The following is a 16,199-nucleotide window of genomic DNA, read 5'->3' as shown; positions in this document are numbered from 1 at the left end:
TTTCTCTATTCACTGTTATGGTCATTCTCGCTAGTACGATCCGGTGCACCGCCAAACGAACCCTACGAAATCTTCAGAGTCATCTGATCCTTCGGCAAAGAGACACTTGGGCTACGGATAATGGTGTGCTTGCCAGTGGCTGAGAATGCGATGGTTTCTCCATCACGAAGTTTCACGTCGTTTTCCAGCACATAATTGGAGAGACTTGCCAGAAAATCTCGCAGATCCTGGGGGGTGGCATCTACGTCCAAAACTTCCATTTCTTCTTTGTCAAATAAATCCAGACCATAGGTGTAGGCGTTCATGCCCTTTTCACTCCGGTACATCCCAAACCAGATCCAGTTGAAGATGGGCAGCTTGTCCTCCTTCATCATATCGGCGAAATCTTCATAGAACTGGGGCTCAAACACCACGCCACTGGTATAGATGCCGGAGGCGTATTTCTGACGGCAACAAGCGGCCATCAATTTGGTGTAAAGCTTGCCCATCTCCAAGGCATTCTCTTTTCTACCAAGAACGGCCACCATGATATGGGCGCGGTGCTTTCTGGCCGCCTTTACCGCACGAGGCCACATATAGTTGTTTTCCGCATGCTCTTCAACTTCAACGTGGGGAATCGGATCAGTCATCAGACTGGCTATGGCAATCATGCCGTCCACTTCAAACACTGCGGCATCGTCGATCTTATCATCATCTTCTTTTACACAGATATCCCACTTTTCTTTCATGTCCCGGATGAACTGCTGCTTGTGCCACCTTCCCTTGGAGAGGAGAACAAAACCGGAAAAAGAGTCTTTGAGGGAATCTGCATTCTCATCCTCGCCGTTGTTGATGTGAGCACCCGCACTATCGCTGGAGTAATTATTATCAACACTAGAATCAGTATCATCCTCGTCTGATTCATAGAGAGACTCGTGTTTTAAACCGCAGATGAACAACTCAAAACTGTCTGCCAAGTGGGTAATCTTATAGTCATTCTCCCGATCCACATGGACAACCGCAGGTTCTCCATGTGGACCACAGGCCCGATAATCCAAGAAAATCATATCGTGCCCTGCGCTGGGGCAGTCACAGATGGCAACACCGATGGCTGGATAGTTCCACTCGTCGATCATGAATCGACTGCCCAGTGCCCCACAAAGGGAGTAAATCTTTTCCCGTCCGATGCCAAAAATGCCGGTGATAGGTACATGATCCGCTGCCCAGCTTGTTGGCTCATTGGTTGGAAAGCAGGTATTGACGGGTATACCGCCATTGTGTTGCTTCATCAGCCAGATATACGAGGCAGGTAGCTTATAGCCCAGTTCCTTTTCCACGCTGGAAATCAGCTCATCAGATGGAGGATCACTGACATACCCCTGTCTGGCATACTCTCCGTCGTTCCAAAAGTTTGTAAAATTAAAGCCTTCAAAGTGTTGTTAATAGTCAAAGTCTCATAGCATTGGCGCAAACGGGAGTGTAATTGCAGAGCTTACCGATCGCAGCAGTTTTTGACATGGCTGTCCACAGGGGGCACATGGTCAGCTTGGGTGTGTATTTCATATTGAGCTTGCAGTTGCTGAAAGGTTTCCTCGTGGCCGCCAACATCCGGATGGTAGACTTTGCATAGGGAACGGTATCGTTTGCGGACAGCTTCTATCGAATCGCACCCGGCAAAAAAGTTGATTGCTCCCTGTTGTTTTCCGGCTGTACAGGCGTAGTGATGCAGGATGGAAAAAACTTCTCTTTCCAGCGTTTTTTCTTTTTTCTTTGCGGTGTCGATGAGTGGGACTAGCTTGTGTTCAAAATGGTCACATGGGATTTGTCCAACAAAATGATCCAACTGTTTACAAATTTGAGAAAGCAATTCTATGTAGGATGTGAATTCATAGATCAAAGAGGAGTCCTGCTTAACATGGATTGCAGCATCTACCTGCTGATGGAGTGTTTCCAGATTTTCGAATAATCCGTGCAGCATTTCCATGGACTGACGGCAGACTTGGGTGGCGCGGCCTGCGGCAAAGGTGCGTTCAAGCGGGGCTGTCTCATTCAGATTTCGGGTACGCTCTGCTATAGCAGCCCAGTAGCTTTGATGATCCTGGGTGGAAAGCTTTAATATTTGCCCCCACTCACCCCATTCGATGCCGAGCGAAATGAGAACCACTATTGCAGAGAAAACTACGACAAGAACATACAGTACGGAAAAAACCACATCCAAACCGGAAAACAGCTGTAAATAGTGAAGGATCCCTATGCCGAAATTAGTGGACACTGCATAACTTATACGGAGAGTCACATAGCAGAGAAAACCGACTGCACATAAAACAGAAATTGGAAAGGCCAGTGAAAACAGAAATACAATAAGCTTGTTTAAGCCGGTCAACAGATACCAAAAAACACAGGTAAATCGCATATTCCTACCAGACTCGGCAGTCTCAATGCGCTGAAAGTCGCCTTTACAGATGTCGTACAGTCTGGAATATCCCCGGTGACACAGATAAAATACCGCATCAAGCAGCCCTATGCAGATGGTAACCACGGCGGTAACGGCAGCCGCAGCAATGCCACCAAAGAAAAACAGAACCATGACCACGGTTGAGATAATTGCACCACCCAGAATCATCAGCGCAATAAACAGGCCTACGCCCTCAAAAAAACCTCCGGGGTTATCGAAGATGGCGTGTAGGATTCCAAGCGCTAAAAGTGCAGTTCCAACGCCCAGGAAAACCATTACTTTTTCCAGAGCCTTTTGCAACAATTTCGTTAGAATCGAAATGGCCAATAAGGGAAGCGCGAGTAGCGCACAGGCATTGACTTTTATGATGGGAAGTAAGTGCTCCATATGTCATTCCTCACCTATTGATAGACATCAAACTCGTAAGAGATGGAAGTAACAACGCTGCTGCTGGAATCAATAGTCAGGGAAAGCCGGTCGCCTGAGGCGTGATCCAGATATACAAGAGCGCTGCGATTCAGGCTGAACCCAATCAGTGGAGAGCCTGTACAGTAGCTGGGAGTCCCCAATAGTCCGCTTCTTGCGTTGGCAACATCCTTCAGCGCGCTCCCTATGGTGAGCCCGCCTGGGAAAACTGCGTTGTTGTTGGTGAATTTCACGCCCACAAAGGTTGCTTCATTAAGAGAAATTATACTGGTGGTGGTATTTTTCACAATCAGACAGACTCCGCTGTGACTGGAAGATGGGATTTCATAGGTTTCTCTGGAAGAGAGTCTCTTATCCTGGATATCAGGAAAACTCATGACCTGGGGGATGCTGTTCAGGTTCAGGACTGTACCGGCATATTGTACCTGACGAGAATAAGGCGCTGCCTGTAAAATTTCCGGGGTGGGGGTGTTCAACTGGATTGTCTGAGCAAGAGCCGATGGATCTGCCAGAGAAACGGCCAGATGTGTTTCGTGATTCTGCTCCAGCAAAATATTTTCTGCTTGTGCAGCAGCACTTAACGGCATGATGGAATGGTTTGAGACATAGACCTCACTGACTGAATAGTTCCCTGGCAGCATATCAACTTCTTGGCGGTAGCCGTTTTTCTCCGTTAGTGCAATGCGATACACCCTGTCAAGGGAAATATTGGAAATGCTAAAGGTAATGGTGGTTTTCTCGCGAAGTTCCAGCGGCAGAAGATTATATTCCTTCGGGAGGTTGTCCAGGTAGACTGTACACACGGCTCCCCATTGGGCATCCTTGGAATGGTTGGCGCAGCCGTAAAGCATCAAGCTGCAGCACAAAGCCAATATCACCAGGATAAATCGTCGATTCATGACAAGGCTCCTTTCTGACAAAGGACTGACGGGATACGCGGAAGGATATTAGCTATAGGCTCGTTGCCGGATGGAATGACGGTACAGTCAGAGCTAAAATTGTAATTTTTTGTATAACAAAAACGCCTTGCGACAGCCTGTCATATTGTCAGACTGCTGCAAAGCGTAATGAGGCCGCGAGGACAACCCATACACGGCCAGATGTGGTTTCCTCCACCGTTGACATTGTTTCCTTGTACTGCACAGAAAAGGGAGGCGGAACTCGGGTATTGATGCTCATTGTATACCTCCAGTTCATTCAAAGGCGGCGCTCGCTAAGGCGGGGATAGCTTATTTGAAATAGAGCAGGCGTATCCCAACCTTTGAACATAGAGTCCAAAGGTTGGGATAGCCAGGTATCAGCTTATAATCAAAAGGGGGTTATTCATCCTCGTACGGCTGAGCCGTTTCTGGTGCAGTTCTGCGGGATCTGCTTTGGCGAAACGCCGTCCACAGCGAAGATGTAGCGCCCAGTATAGTAAACAGATACAACATGGCCAGATCGATCCAATACGATGTCTTATCTATGTATTCTTTTGCCAACATGTCGCCTATGGCCTGAAAAGCGGTAAATACATCCACCTCAAACACACGCGCCACACTTACTGCATAGTCAAGTTGATATCCAAAATAGGTCATGGCGATGATAAGGATAGCGGCAATTATAACACCCTTCCTGCTTGTTTTTCCTCCCAGCAGAGAGTACCCTTTGATCGTACAAACGCCCATAACCACACCGCTGACGGACGCCACATAGCCCAATTGGCCAATGGCCACAATACAGGCAACCCCGATTAAGGAACCGAGAAAGGCGCCAATCAAACCTGTAACTATATTTTCGTGTTGTTCTTGATGCTTGGGTTCCATTTATATCTCCTCACTTTGCGTTGATTGTTCTGCAGACTTGGCCTGCTCTGTACAATTCCTCATGCATTGTTATGAAGGATCAACTTCTTTTGTAAAGGGTTCTGAGCGTTGCGTGAAAGATCATGCAGATGACTTGCTGGACATTATACCTTAAAGTTGATATAATTTCAATACAATTAGCGTTGATTACATGCTAATTGTTTGTATTATGTTTGATGAAAAGAGGAGGGGCACTCATAAATCCGGTGTGATGGATGCCGCTCTTCTGACCCGGGATGACACTTTTAGAGGTGAAATATGCTGTTAAATACCAAAAACAAAAAGAAAAAGTTCGTTTTTGTTTGTTTGATACTGTTAACTGCCATGGCCATGTGGGTCGTGTGGGGAAATACTTCTGTTCAGAGAAGCTGCGTTACGGTCCGGTCCAATGAGCTTCCAGAAGCGTTTGCCGGATTTACTATCGCTCACATATCAGACCTGCACAATGCGGAGTTTGGGAAGAACAATGAGAAGCTGCTCCGCATTTTGAGGGAAGAAAGCCCTGATATCATCGCTTTTACCGGGGACTTGGTTGATTCAAACCATACGGATATAGATTGTGCTTTATTATTTGTACGGCAGGCAGTGGAGATTGCCCCTTGCTATTATGTTACAGGCAATCACGAGGCTTGGCTTGGCACACAGTATGAGGTGTTGCATGCAGAGCTGATCAAGATGGGCGTTGTTGTGCTGCAGAATGAGTCGGTCAAATGGAGTACAACGGAGCATCCATTCAACTCATAGGGGTGAATGATCCGGCCTTCTCAAGAGAAGGAGACTACTTGGCAGAGACTATCCTGGAAACCGCACTCTCACAGATACAGATAGAAGTTCGGGAGGGCTATACAATTCTTTTGGCGCATAGGCCCGAGCACTTTCGTGTGTACCGCGATAAAAACATTGACCTGGTATTGAGCGGTCATGCCCATGGCGGACAATTCCGCCTGCCATTCATCGGTGGGGTCATTGCTCCTGATCAAGGATTTTTTCCGGAGTATGATGCCGAGACTTACACTGAACAAAATACCACCATGATTGTCAGTCGAGGCCTTGGAAACAGTATCATCCCTGTTCGTATCAACAACCGCCCAGAGATTGTCATAATAGAGTTGGACCGGCTGCAGACATAGTGTCTGGCTTCGATGATAAAACGTTAGGAGCATCGAACATACTGACACGATACGCTGAGCGGACAAAAGCTTTTTCTGAGCGTAGCCGAATATCAAAAAAGACCGCTGACATATATTACGGTGTCAAAGTCAGCGGTCTTTTTTGGGGCGCTTACGGGCAGTGTGGTGCGGATAATCACAGAGGAAGATCGCTGTGTGCACAAGAGCTTGTATAGGCAAGACTAAACGGACAAAAAGCCTTCGATGTTTGGAGTACCGCTGGTACGAAAACCCTTATAAATCAAGGATGATCGGCACTTTCCATTACTTGATAAGTAGCTTAAATTTGCACTGATATCCCAACAATGAGCATTGGTTCAACTCTGATTGATTGTTTGATGTCCGCTTGGCTCAACTTATACTATTAGTGATACTCTAATACAAGGAGGAGGTATCACAATGGAACTTGAGTCTATAGGAAAAAATATTCGTAATTTCCGGCGAAGTAAGAAAATGCGCCAAGAAGATCTGGCTGAGAAAACCGGATTGAGCACAAATTATATTGGGTCTTTGGAACGAGGAGAAAAAGTGCCCTCACTGGAGACCTTCATTGAAATTGCAAATGTGCTGGGTGTTTCTGCGGACATGCTGTTATACGATTTATTGGATCATGGATATCAAGTCAAAAATTCTGTCATTTTAGACCAGATGCAAAGTCTTTCCTTGGAGGATAAGGCGAGAATCTATGATGTTATTGACGTGTTGATCCAGCATGCATCCTCAGACAAGCAGTAGTCGAATCGTTTGGCTCATTTGGTTGATGGGCGTAAATTTACACGTAGACTATAAAATGAGCAGATTCTCCCCTTGTGGGGAGGCCTGCTTTTCTTTTTGCAATTAGAGGTGAACGGTTTGGAACGGAAAGTACAATAATAGGAAGAAAGGAGAGACTTAATTACGGAGCGGTACCGATATGCTCGAAGGTTATATCCTCCAGACGGAGAGTTAAAATTCCAAGATATTCTAGAGTGCGATTGGCCTGGATTGTAGCAACTATAGTTACTTCTGACTGCGTCGGAGGATAATCATCGGGGTAGCGGAAATGGTCTGGCATCACCACATCAAATCCCTGCGCACAGCAGGCCGCGGCATCCTGTACGATCACGCCGCAATAGACCTGCCCTGTCTCGGGCTCTTGATATACCGTGAAGAGTCCATTCAGCCTTATGATTTTTCCGATATAATCGTCCGGTGTCGACATCATGTTGAATACCTCTCCGTATACCATGGTGCTACTGAGGGTAGTCAGATCCAAATCCACAGCTGCAGGAGCCTCCTTTCCAGAATCCGGTTGTGTTTTTTCAACCGAATGCTTCTTTTTATCTCCATTGGAAGCAGAAGCAGTTCCCTGCAGGGCTTGAATATCTCTGGTTGAGTTGTCCCCTTGAGATGGAGAGAGAGACGAACTCACCCTGGGGGAAATAGTGGCTTCAGGCTCGCTGGACGGTTGATCCATCGGAAGTGGTTCTGACTGCTGTGAAATAGATGAGGGGGACGGTTCTTTAGACTGTGCGTTTTTTTCATTTCCACCGCATGCAGAGCAGGTCAGGAACAAGATTCCGACCAGGAGCAGAATCATTGGGCGTTTCATAGGTCATCTCCTTCTAAGCCATCCCACAAGGGTGCAAAGTGCAAAGAGCAGGATATCTGCGGTAACAATGGTGGCACCCACCGGAGTGCCGGCCAGAATGGATGTGAGAATCCCGGCGGTGGCACAGAATACAGAAAAAACAGCTGCAAAAATGGTAACTGTCCGGAAGCTTTTAAACAGTCGCATGGCAGCCATAGCCGGAAAAATCACCAGAGCGGAGATCAGCAAAGAGCCCACCAGATTCATGGCCATCACGATAACCACTGCTGTTACCACAGCCAGGATCAAGTTGTACTCCTTTGCCCTGATTCCGGTGGCCGAGGCAAAGCTCTCATCAAAGGTGACGGCAAAAATTTTATGGTAAAAAAAGATGTACAAGAGCACCACCACTACTGAAAGTGCTACGCACATCCAGACCTTGGTTTTGGTGAGAGTGAGGATGGAGGTGGAACCGAAAAGAGTGGTACAGACATCTCCTGTCAGGTTGGCAGAGGTGGAAAATACATTCATTATCAGATAGCCCACAGCCAGCGCTCCCACGGAGAACATGGCCATGGCGGCATCGCCATTGATTCTGGCATTCCGGCCTGTACCCAGCAGCAGGATGGCACACAGCACCGTAATTCCCATAACCAGGGGCATATCGTTGGTCAGGTTTAGGACGGATGCCACCGACATAGCCCCGAAAGCTACATGGGATAGTCCATCCCCGATAAAGGAGAACCGCTTGAGTACCAGTGTGACTCCAAGCAGGGAGGAGCACAGGGCTACCAGCACTCCCACCACAAGGGCGTATCGAACAAATGGATAGGACCAGTATTGAGCTAACTTCTCAATCAGCAGTGCCATGCTCTTCCACCTTCTCCCTGCTCCAGATACCGGCATCCAGAATTGGATTGAGCAAAGGCATCCCGGGTCCCAAAAAACACCTTCTCCCCCAGATAGAGAATATGGCTGGCATAGCGGAGTGCAGCCTCCATATCGTGGGAAATCATCAGGATAGTCACGCCGTCTTTTTCATTCAGCTGGGCGATGATCTGATAGAATTCCCGGCTTGCTGCCGGATCTAGACCAGCCACCGGCTCGTCCAGAAGCAACATCTTCCGGGCGGCACATAGAGCGCGAGCCAGCAGCACCCGTTGCTGCTGACCTCCCGATAGCTCTCGATAGCAACGCTTGGAGAATCGTTCCATATCCATACGCCGGAGGGACTGCCGCGCCAGTTCCTTTTCTTCCTGCGTATAAAAGGGGCGCAGCCCGCACCGGCTTTGACAGCCGGATAGGGCAACCTCCCAGACTGTGGCGGGAAAATCCCGCTGGGCCTGCAACTGCTGAGGCAGATACCCGATCTCGTTGGCGTGCACTCCGCCGCCCAGGTCCACTGAGCCCTCCAAAGGTGTCAACAGCCCCAGGATGGTCTTCATTAGGGTGGATTTTCCAGCGCCGTTTTCCCCTAAGATGTATAGGCAGTCTCCTTCGGCCACGGTAAAACTCAGGTTCTGCACCAAGGCGGAATCATAACCTAAGGTCAGGCCCTTGCAGCTCATCTGGATCATGTCATGGTGCTCCTCTCAGCGCAGTGCGGTCTTCAGTGCTTCCAGATTTTGTTCCATAATGGAGAGGTATGTGGCTCCCGCTGCTACATCGGCAGCAGTTACTGCCTGCATGGAGTCCAGCATGAGGATATCCTGATTCTTCGCGTTGGTATTGCCAATTACCGTCTCAGCAATGCTGTGGGTAGTCCCTTCAATGGTCAGCACACAGGGGAGAGCCAACTCATCTACCTTGCCGGCCAGGAAGGCTACCGTCTCAAAACTGGCCTCTGTTTCTGCCGAGCAGCCGGAAAAGGCCGCATAGTAAGTAAGCCCGTAGTCATCTACCAGGTACCGGAACGGGAACCGGTCGGCAAAAAGCAAGGTGCGGTTGGGAGATACTTCCACGGCAGTTTGGTACTGCGCGTCCAGATCGGTCAGCTTTTGGATGTAGGCGGAAGCGTTTTCAGCATAAGCATTTTGATGGTCAGGGTCAATGGTTCCTAATGTATCGGCGATGGCACCGCAGAGAACAGCAGCATGCTTCAATGAGAGCCAGATGTGCTCATCATCATGAGGATGATCCTCGTGGTCGTGCTCATCCTCATCCTCGTGGTCGTGATGATGATCGGTTTCCTGCATCCCATCCACCATTTCCTCTGCTTTCACAGCATCTCCCAGCACATCCATCAGGCACAGTGCTACCCGCCGGGAATTGGCAGGGTTAGATAAGGCATCCTCTACCCAAGAGTCCGATTCTCCCCCGGTGTAAAGGAACAGGTCACAGTTGGAAATCGTCACCATATCATTGGCAGTAGGTTGGAAACTGTGGAGATCCACTCCGTCATCCAGGAGCATGGTAAGTTCGATACGGTCGGCCTGATCACCTACAATCTCCCGTACCCAGTCATACTCAGGGAAAATGGTGGTAACGATCCGCAACTTTTCGCCACGGTTTTTCGAGGCGGAAGGCGTTTGGCAACTTGTGAGCATCCCGGCTGTCAGCATGAGAGAAAGTGCGATACAAATTACTTTTTTCATATAGATAAAACCTCCGAATTGGCACAGAAACTAAAAATGGGTGCAAAAATACAAGGGGTTCTGGGCGTGCGCCGAAAGAGTCTGCTCTGCTTGAGCAGACTCGACCCCTTGTCTCTGGTTTCTGTTTAATTCAGTAGCTTTACCCGCAGTAAAACTGGCGAAGATGCGATGATCGCCCTCTGCGTTCGCAGGACGAGAAGCACGGCAAAGAAGCAGAGTACCGTCGTCCCGGCAAGTGTAGCGCGGACCGTGGAGAGCTGCTCCAGAAGTGTTTGACAGATTTGAACCTGATGACAGACAGTACAATGTTCACCGCTGCAGTCATGATTAGCCTCAACAGCCACAAAGAACACAGAGAAAATCAGGGCAAAGATCAACAGCACCGCTCCACAGGCGGCGCTCAAGCGCGTTCTTTTGCTCATATTCTTCTCACTCCTTTGTAGATGGGGAATGACAGTATAAATGATGACAGTCTTGGCAGATGTCATATAAGACAGTATCTAAGAATATCCGGGTCGAACCCATCCTATTCTAACATGATGCAGATCAAGTGTTTGGCATGCGTTGTATTCATATGAAAGGTCTTTCCACATCGGGTACAGGACATATGGAGGTGGGCCGGGCAGCCCGGTGTCCCCACATACTGGTAATATGCCTCCCAGCTGCCGGCCTGTCAGACTGGGGGAGAAGTCTTGCTGCCTCCAAATGGGAAAGATTTCGGTAGACAGCGCTCAGGCTGATCTGCTGTGCGCACAGTGCCTGGGCAATTTCCCGGACAGATAGCGGCTGGTCGATATGCTGCTCCAGAAAAGGAATCAGATGATCTCGTTGCCGGGTGTCATATTTTTTGTCATGGCTCCTCACCTGAAATGGGCAAATCAATATGGCATATGTGGCATTCGCTGTCAATGATAATTGGCACAGTACAAAATCTAAAGAGAAAACTAATTTTTTAAACGGTTAGTAAAAGGTAACCACAATGATAACAGATGCTGACGTGTTTTGCAAGATGCTATACATCAAAACAAAGCTTTATTATGTCAGAAAGTAGGTGTTGAGTTTGAAGCCGAAGAAAGGGAATCAAAGAAATATCTCTGGGAACTGGATATCTAATCCAGTACTTTTTATATCCGCGGTAGTATAACGATAGCTGCCGCTGCATGGTCTTTCATCTTCTTCATAGTTTCCCTCATTGGGGCTGTAGGGAAGGTATGTTCCTTGATTACAGCTGCTCATATGGATCTGGCAGCAATGTGATTTTGGCCTTTGTGCACCGGTGATTGGCCCTGCGGTAAATTCAGATATATACCGCGCAGTTGGCAGATCATCTGTGATGGTATGGTACGGAATAACTAATATTTATCTAAAATCCCGACAAAAGGCAATAATCTGTCCCGCATTCCGACGGAAGAACGGAGAGAAAAAAGCTATATCAAAGTTTAGCGTTGTTGATATACACAGCAGATTCAAAAGCAAGAAGCAGAGAAGGACTTTGGCCTTCTCTGCTTCTTTTTTGGCTGGGAGACAGATATACCGCACACTTCTGCGTGCCATTTTTTCTTGTTGATGAAATAAAAATAGAATACAGGAACGCATAAGGAACGCATTTATGCCATAAGAAGAACGCATGGCATGCTAAAATGGCAAAACGAGCATTGACTCGTATCCTTGTTGCAAGATTTTAAAAAGCAACAAATCTATAAAAAGGAGAGGAATGACTAACACATGATATCCTATACAAAAAAGCGCCGAAGATGGGTAGCGCTGCTGCTTACCGTTCTTTTATTGTGTTCATTTTGGAGCCCCGTATCAGCACAAGCCCTGGATACGGCGATGGATTCCGACATGCTTTACACAGAAACCGCAGAAACCATATCCGATGAAGCGGCCGATGTGGACCTGGCCACGGCATCGGGAGACGAAGTGTTCAGCCAGCCTTTGGACGAAGTGGAACAGCCTGCTACCGTATCAGATACGGTGCCGACAGCAGAAACAGAGGTGACCGAAGAATCCACGGAATATTCAGTCTCGGGAGTTGAAGCGGAACTGGATTCAAATGCCGAAGTTCTCTATGAAACATATGACGGCCAGTGGATTGCAGGCAGCCTGACAGAAGCGTTCGCCGTGGTGGATGGCGGTTCCATCAAGCTACTGCGAGATATTACAATTAACAACAGCAGCAACACTGCGCTGCGGCTCTCCAAAGAGGCAACTCTGCTGGGGGAAAATCATTCTATTTGCCTTGAACGTGGCTCTATTATTATGGAAAGTCCATCGCTGCTGCATCTGGGTAAAGAAGGATATAATAAAACACTTACCATTTATTCCAGAGACGACACCAACTGCATTTTTGATATGCGTGAATCTTCTATATTAGAGATGTACGACGGTGTGACCATAGGACCTTCCCGGGCAGGTGGACAGCCTGCCGGTGTCTTTCTGCAGGGTTGGTCAACATTTAATATGTACGGCGGCTGCATCACCGACTGTGAGAACTGGGCAACTGTGACGGGTGGTGTACTGATTACCGACAACGCAAGGTTCAATTTGTTAGGAGGCACAATCCAAAGCTGTTCTGGGTATATGGGCGGTGCTGTGGGGATCCTTGCCAACAGAGATTCATCGGAAAAACCATATTTTAGAATGTCAGGCGGCGAAATTAAGAACTGCAGACATGTCGGCTCCAGTTATGGCGGCGGCGCCGTCTTCGCATACACAGCCAAACCGGTCGACATAGAGATTACCGGGGGAAAGATATCTGGTTGTTCTGCCCCTGGCCTATGGGGCGGCGGCTTGTATCTGTATGTCAACAATAATCAGGCAGACATCCGCATCTCAGGTGTGGAGATCAGCGGATGCTCCGCCAAATATGGTGGAGGTGTGTTTCTGGGTGGAGGCAATACAATCCTGGGTGAAGGCACAGTATTGCACAACAACACTGCAGACAGCGAGGGCGGTGGCCTCTGGGCCATACACCAGACCGGCATCCACTTCGGTGCGGTCACAGTAACCGGAAACACGGCGGCCAGCGGCGGCGGTGTAGTGCTCAGTGGTGGCTCCAGCGATATGAGTAAGGCTGTGATCCACAATAATACCGCAAGCGTTGCTGGAGATGATCTGATGCTCCGTAAAGGGAGCACTGGTGTTAGCGGCGCGGTGCTGCCCGGTGGTATGAGCGAGCTCACCCTGATTGCCTGTAATCACGCCATTGACGGCTGGTATGCCGATGGCCCGGACAGTCGCTGGACTTGTCCCGACACGGAGGACTGGAGTGGTGGCGAGCCGCTTGCCGGCACAATCAGTACCGCAGGATCAGTGACCCACCTATATTTGAAAGCAGCTCACGGCAAAGTCGAACCGAAGCCCATGGAACCTCTGACCATCACTCCTGCGGATATTATCGTCTATTCCGGCGGCCGGGGTTATGTAGGCGTAGTTGCTGGCGACGGTGAACCCATCTCCCGGGAAAACGGTATTCCTGAACCTGGTTACTATATTACCCTTCCTGAATCACTGAACACATTGCTGGGAAGTGAGCTGCCAAACAATCTATCTGGTTCTCTGACCTTCCATTATGATGATTATAACGGCACAACCCGCCAGTGGAGCCTCGCCCTATATGGTACGGAGGAGCACAGTACGGGTAGACATACTGATACAGCCGGAAGACCTTGCTATGTCTACAAAATATTACCGGGTGGCCCACAGCAGGCTCCGGTGCGGCTTCAGATTATCGATCCTGAAACCCGTAAAAGCGTTCTCAATGACAGCTTTGTGCCAACCACATCTCAGGAATACAAAGAATACGACATGACCATCTATCCTGGTGCGCTGAATGCCGGATATGTAACGGCAAAATTGGTAATCGGGAACAAGAGCTACATCTGCCCGGTTCAAATTGTGCCGGGTAAACTGGTTGTCCGGGGGGTCAATGAGCAATCAACTTTTGCCATTGCCACAGACGAAAGCACTGTAACCTCCGGCAATATCACTGCATTAGCCGCCGCCGGAACAACCTACTTTATTAACAGCGGGAATGTACAGTTGGCCGATGCGGCTGGTGCCCGTTTGCTGGTGGATATAGTGCAGCAGCAGGACGCCCTGACCGCTTACGCGCAGGCACACCAAAGCGGAGAGTTGCAGCCGGATCACTGGGGCTATATGACACGGTATTTGGATCTGGTAGATGTCAACAACGGCAACGCTTACCTCACCCTGGCCAACGGCCAGGAGAAAACTATTTACTGGCCCGCTCCGGCAGATTATGTTGAGGGCGGTAAAATTCAGATATTACATTTTGAATCTTTGAATCGGAGCAGCAGAGCTGCGTTAAATGTACTACTGGAGCAGAATCCGCCCCAGCGGATTATACCGGAGACCGTAACCGTTAATGGGGGATGCTATTTCAAATTCTCCACCGACGATTTCTCTACCTTCGTCCTAATGTATGAGAAGGTGTCCGGCGGCGATTCTACGTCCGGCGGCGATTCTACGTCCGGCGGCGGTTCTGCGTCCAGCGGCGGTTCTGCGTCCGGCGGCGATTCTATGTCCGGCGGCGATTCTGCGTCCAGCGGCGGTTCTGCGTCCAGCGGCAGTTTTGCACCTTCGAAAGATAGGGCATTCTCACCGGAAGTCACTTCTCAAGTTACTGCAAACGTCCCTCCGGCGGTATCCATCCCTCGGCACGCTGTACCGAAAACAGGCGACGTTGCCAATATGGAGCTTTGGACGGCTGCTCTGCTCATTTCTTCTGCCGCCATGGCGTTAACCGCTGTACTTTACTGGAACCCAAAAAAGCGTTCCGGTACCTGAATTCCAGCGTAGCCCCCATTTTTGACATAAGCGGAAGCCCTTCTTTCTGGTAACAGTACAACAAGGGAACTGGCACAGTTGGGAGCCCGGCTGGCGATATGATTGCGCCGGGCTCCTATGTCTCTAAGGACACGATTAGGGGGCAAGGGAAAACATAGGCAGAAAAAAGAAACTATGCTAGAATAAAATCACCGACGTATACCGGCGGAATCGCGAAGGAGGGAAACCCCATGACAACAGAAGTTATCGACCGGAGTTCTACGGCAGATTGGAAACTTCAGTTTCGTTTGGATCGTGATCTGGAGATACTTCATCTCCCAACGGGGCTTGCCCAGGAACTGGGATATGAGTGCCCAGAAACCCTCCTATACTATGCTGGCAGTTCTCTTCTATTTTCTCTACATACGGAGGATATTGATTCCTTTCGACAGTTTGTGGAGCATGCATCACGGGATACTGCGGCGGAACGCTGTTTCGCACGACTTCTTACAAGAGAGGGGCAATTCCTGTGGTATCTCTTCTCCGACTGCCATATTTGTCAGGAAGGCGAAGGGCTGGCGGCACAGTGCAGTTGTAAAAACTTGGGCGGCGAGATGATGTCTCTGCAGGAATACCTGCGTAAGGAGGAGAACCGACTGCGGCATCTTAGAGAAGATTTGCTGCACAAGGATGTGGTAGCTGGCCGCCCATTGATTGCAGGAACATTGTCTGCGGAGAGCACAACTGACTGGGGGTTTCCTCGTGGTGCCATAGAGGGTCTGCCCAGCGGCGCTATGGAGCAATTTGTGGATCCCCTTCCTTGCGGCATGTTGATCTGTGAATACTGGCCGGATACAGCCCAGATGGCGGTGCGTTTTTTCAATGATACCTTTTCACGGCTGATGGGCTGTTCAACCGGCGAACTGCGGGCATTCCGAGGACAGCAGATTCTAACAGAGCTAATCGTCGAAGATGATACTGACAGACTGCGAGAAGCCGTTAAGACCATGTGCACCTCTGGCAGGCCTCTTAACTGCGAAGTGCGGTTGCGGCGGACAGAAGCTGTGCAGTGGGTACGGGTAACCGGAAGCGTTACCAACTTGGAACCGGAAGCTTTTCTGATAAAGCTGGCTTTTTTGGATATTTCGGGGCAATCCCAAATTCTGTGTAACCGCCAAAAGCGGTGCAAATAGAGTGAAATTTATCATGGGCGGCAGACGGGTAAAACGGCTGCCGCCTTGTTTACAACATAACGCCAGTGGGACGGGATGTCAAGGCGGAGCTATCATATCCCCTCAGCCATCGATCTGAACCGGCGTTACTCAGGCATGCGCTCGGCGAAGTAGACCGCCATCTGGGCGTGAATCACAC

General features: G+C 49.2%; 14 protein-coding genes and 1 pseudogene. 5 read left to right on the top strand and 10 right to left on the bottom strand.

The window, feature by feature from the left end; genetic code table 11:
* Positions 1 to 65 precede the first annotated feature (65 nt).
* From H8S34_RS05370 to H8S34_RS05355, 4 genes and pseudogenes are all read right to left on the bottom strand, one after another.
* A pseudogene (locus H8S34_RS05370) lies at positions 66 to 1,412 on the bottom strand (SMI1/KNR4 family protein); the annotation flags it as partial.
* Positions 1,413 to 1,471: 59 nt separating this feature from the next.
* Positions 1,472 to 2,821 (bottom strand): J domain-containing protein, encoded by a 1,350-nt coding sequence (locus H8S34_RS05365; RefSeq protein WP_186963263.1) that lies wholly within the window; start codon positions 2,819 to 2,821, stop codon positions 1,472 to 1,474.
* 14 nt (positions 2,822 to 2,835) lie between these two features.
* Entirely contained in the window at positions 2,836 to 3,759 is a 924-nt protein-coding gene (locus H8S34_RS05360) for a hypothetical protein (protein ID WP_186963262.1), read from the bottom strand.
* Positions 3,760 to 4,179: 420 nt separating this feature from the next.
* Entirely contained in the window at positions 4,180 to 4,665 is a 486-nt protein-coding gene (locus H8S34_RS05355) for a hypothetical protein (protein WP_186963261.1), read from the bottom strand.
* A 297-nt stretch (positions 4,666 to 4,962) separates the two neighbouring features.
* Here H8S34_RS05355 and H8S34_RS15440 point away from each other — a divergent pair, with 297 nt between their 5' ends.
* The 3 genes from H8S34_RS15440 to H8S34_RS05345 all read left to right on the top strand — a co-directional run bounded on the left by H8S34_RS15440 (position 4,963) and on the right by H8S34_RS05345 (position 6,608).
* The gene (locus H8S34_RS15440) at positions 4,963 to 5,448 is read left to right on the top strand and encodes a metallophosphoesterase (RefSeq protein WP_366485682.1); all 486 of its coding nucleotides are present in this window, start codon (positions 4,963 to 4,965) and stop codon (positions 5,446 to 5,448) included.
* Positions 5,415 to 5,834 (top strand): metallophosphoesterase, encoded by a 420-nt coding sequence (locus H8S34_RS15435; RefSeq protein WP_366485680.1) that lies wholly within the window; start codon positions 5,415 to 5,417, stop codon positions 5,832 to 5,834. Before H8S34_RS15440 ends, H8S34_RS15435 begins: the two co-directional genes overlap by 34 nt.
* Positions 5,835 to 6,272: 438 nt before the next feature.
* Positions 6,273 to 6,608 carry a helix-turn-helix domain-containing protein gene (locus H8S34_RS05345; protein WP_101691274.1) on the top strand — a complete coding sequence of 112 codons (336 nt, stop codon included), beginning with the start codon at positions 6,273 to 6,275 and terminating at the stop codon, positions 6,606 to 6,608.
* Between the two features lie 160 nt (positions 6,609 to 6,768).
* On the opposite strand, the gene H8S34_RS05340 is transcribed toward H8S34_RS05345, so the two are convergent.
* From H8S34_RS05340 to H8S34_RS15430, 6 genes are all read right to left on the bottom strand, one after another.
* The gene (locus H8S34_RS05340; RefSeq protein WP_186963260.1) at positions 6,769 to 7,464 is read right to left on the bottom strand and encodes a hypothetical protein; all 696 of its coding nucleotides are present in this window, start codon (positions 7,462 to 7,464) and stop codon (positions 6,769 to 6,771) included.
* Between the two features lie 3 nt (positions 7,465 to 7,467).
* On the bottom strand, positions 7,468 to 8,313 hold the full coding sequence (locus H8S34_RS05335) for a metal ABC transporter permease (RefSeq protein WP_186963259.1): 846 nt from the start codon (positions 8,311 to 8,313) through the stop codon (positions 7,468 to 7,470).
* Positions 8,301 to 9,020, bottom strand: coding sequence for a metal ABC transporter ATP-binding protein (locus H8S34_RS05330; RefSeq protein WP_101691277.1), 720 nt, complete (start codon positions 9,018 to 9,020; stop codon positions 8,301 to 8,303). Before H8S34_RS05330 ends, H8S34_RS05335 begins: the two co-directional genes overlap by 13 nt.
* A gap of 15 nt (positions 9,021 to 9,035) precedes the next feature.
* A complete protein-coding gene (locus tag H8S34_RS05325) occupies positions 9,036 to 10,037 on the bottom strand; it encodes a metal ABC transporter substrate-binding protein (protein ID WP_186963258.1) in 1,002 nt (333 codons plus the stop codon).
* A gap of 125 nt (positions 10,038 to 10,162) precedes the next feature.
* Complete coding sequence (locus H8S34_RS05320) at positions 10,163 to 10,459, bottom strand: hypothetical protein (RefSeq protein WP_101691279.1); 297 nt, start codon at positions 10,457 to 10,459, stop codon at positions 10,163 to 10,165.
* A 148-nt stretch (positions 10,460 to 10,607) separates the two neighbouring features.
* On the bottom strand, positions 10,608 to 10,901 hold the full coding sequence (locus tag H8S34_RS15430; protein ID WP_186963257.1) for a transcriptional repressor: 294 nt from the start codon (positions 10,899 to 10,901) through the stop codon (positions 10,608 to 10,610).
* Positions 10,902 to 11,762: 861 nt separating this feature from the next.
* On the opposite strand from H8S34_RS15430, the gene H8S34_RS05310 reads away from it, so the two are divergent.
* Both H8S34_RS05310 and H8S34_RS05305 read left to right on the top strand, forming a co-directional pair.
* On the top strand, positions 11,763 to 14,849 hold the full coding sequence (locus H8S34_RS05310; RefSeq protein WP_186963256.1) for a hypothetical protein: 3,087 nt from the start codon (positions 11,763 to 11,765) through the stop codon (positions 14,847 to 14,849).
* Positions 14,850 to 15,079: 230 nt separating this feature from the next.
* The gene (locus tag H8S34_RS05305; RefSeq protein WP_186963255.1) at positions 15,080 to 16,021 is read left to right on the top strand and encodes a PAS domain-containing protein; all 942 of its coding nucleotides are present in this window, start codon (positions 15,080 to 15,082) and stop codon (positions 16,019 to 16,021) included.
* Positions 16,022 to 16,199 lie beyond the last annotated feature (178 nt).

Source organism: Pseudoflavonifractor hominis (assembly GCF_014288125.1).
Classification (GTDB): Bacteria; Bacillota; Clostridia; order Oscillospirales; family Oscillospiraceae; genus Pseudoflavonifractor_A; species Pseudoflavonifractor_A gallinarum.
The sequence above is the reverse complement of the archived record's forward strand: the minus strand, read 5'-3'. Positions and strand labels throughout refer to the sequence as shown.

What these genes read in the sequence shown, in the direction of transcription:
- H8S34_RS05365 (WP_186963263.1), bottom strand. Translation starts at nt 2,821, where the DNA reads ATGGAGCACTTACTTCCCATCATAAAAGTCAATGCCTGTGCGCTACTC.
- H8S34_RS05360 (WP_186963262.1), bottom strand. Translation starts at nt 3,759, where the DNA reads ATGAATCGACGATTTATCCTGGTGATATTGGCTTTGTGCTGCAGCTTG.
- H8S34_RS05355 (WP_186963261.1), bottom strand. Translation starts at nt 4,665, where the DNA reads ATGGAACCCAAGCATCAAGAACAACACGAAAATATAGTTACAGGTTTG.
- H8S34_RS15440 (WP_366485682.1), top strand. Translation starts at nt 4,963, where the DNA reads ATGCTGTTAAATACCAAAAACAAAAAGAAAAAGTTCGTTTTTGTTTGT.
- H8S34_RS15435 (WP_366485680.1), top strand. Translation starts at nt 5,415, where the DNA reads ATGGAGTACAACGGAGCATCCATTCAACTCATAGGGGTGAATGATCCG.
- H8S34_RS05345 (WP_101691274.1), top strand. Translation starts at nt 6,273, where the DNA reads ATGGAACTTGAGTCTATAGGAAAAAATATTCGTAATTTCCGGCGAAGT.
- H8S34_RS05340 (WP_186963260.1), bottom strand. Translation starts at nt 7,464, where the DNA reads ATGAAACGCCCAATGATTCTGCTCCTGGTCGGAATCTTGTTCCTGACC.
- H8S34_RS05335 (WP_186963259.1), bottom strand. Translation starts at nt 8,313, where the DNA reads ATGGCACTGCTGATTGAGAAGTTAGCTCAATACTGGTCCTATCCATTT.
- H8S34_RS05330 (WP_101691277.1), bottom strand. Translation starts at nt 9,020, where the DNA reads ATGATCCAGATGAGCTGCAAGGGCCTGACCTTAGGTTATGATTCCGCC.
- H8S34_RS05325 (WP_186963258.1), bottom strand. Translation starts at nt 10,037, where the DNA reads ATGAAAAAAGTAATTTGTATCGCACTTTCTCTCATGCTGACAGCCGGG.
- H8S34_RS05320 (WP_101691279.1), bottom strand. Translation starts at nt 10,459, where the DNA reads ATGAGCAAAAGAACGCGCTTGAGCGCCGCCTGTGGAGCGGTGCTGTTG.
- H8S34_RS05310 (WP_186963256.1), top strand. Translation starts at nt 11,763, where the DNA reads ATGATATCCTATACAAAAAAGCGCCGAAGATGGGTAGCGCTGCTGCTT.
- H8S34_RS05305 (WP_186963255.1), top strand. Translation starts at nt 15,080, where the DNA reads ATGACAACAGAAGTTATCGACCGGAGTTCTACGGCAGATTGGAAACTT.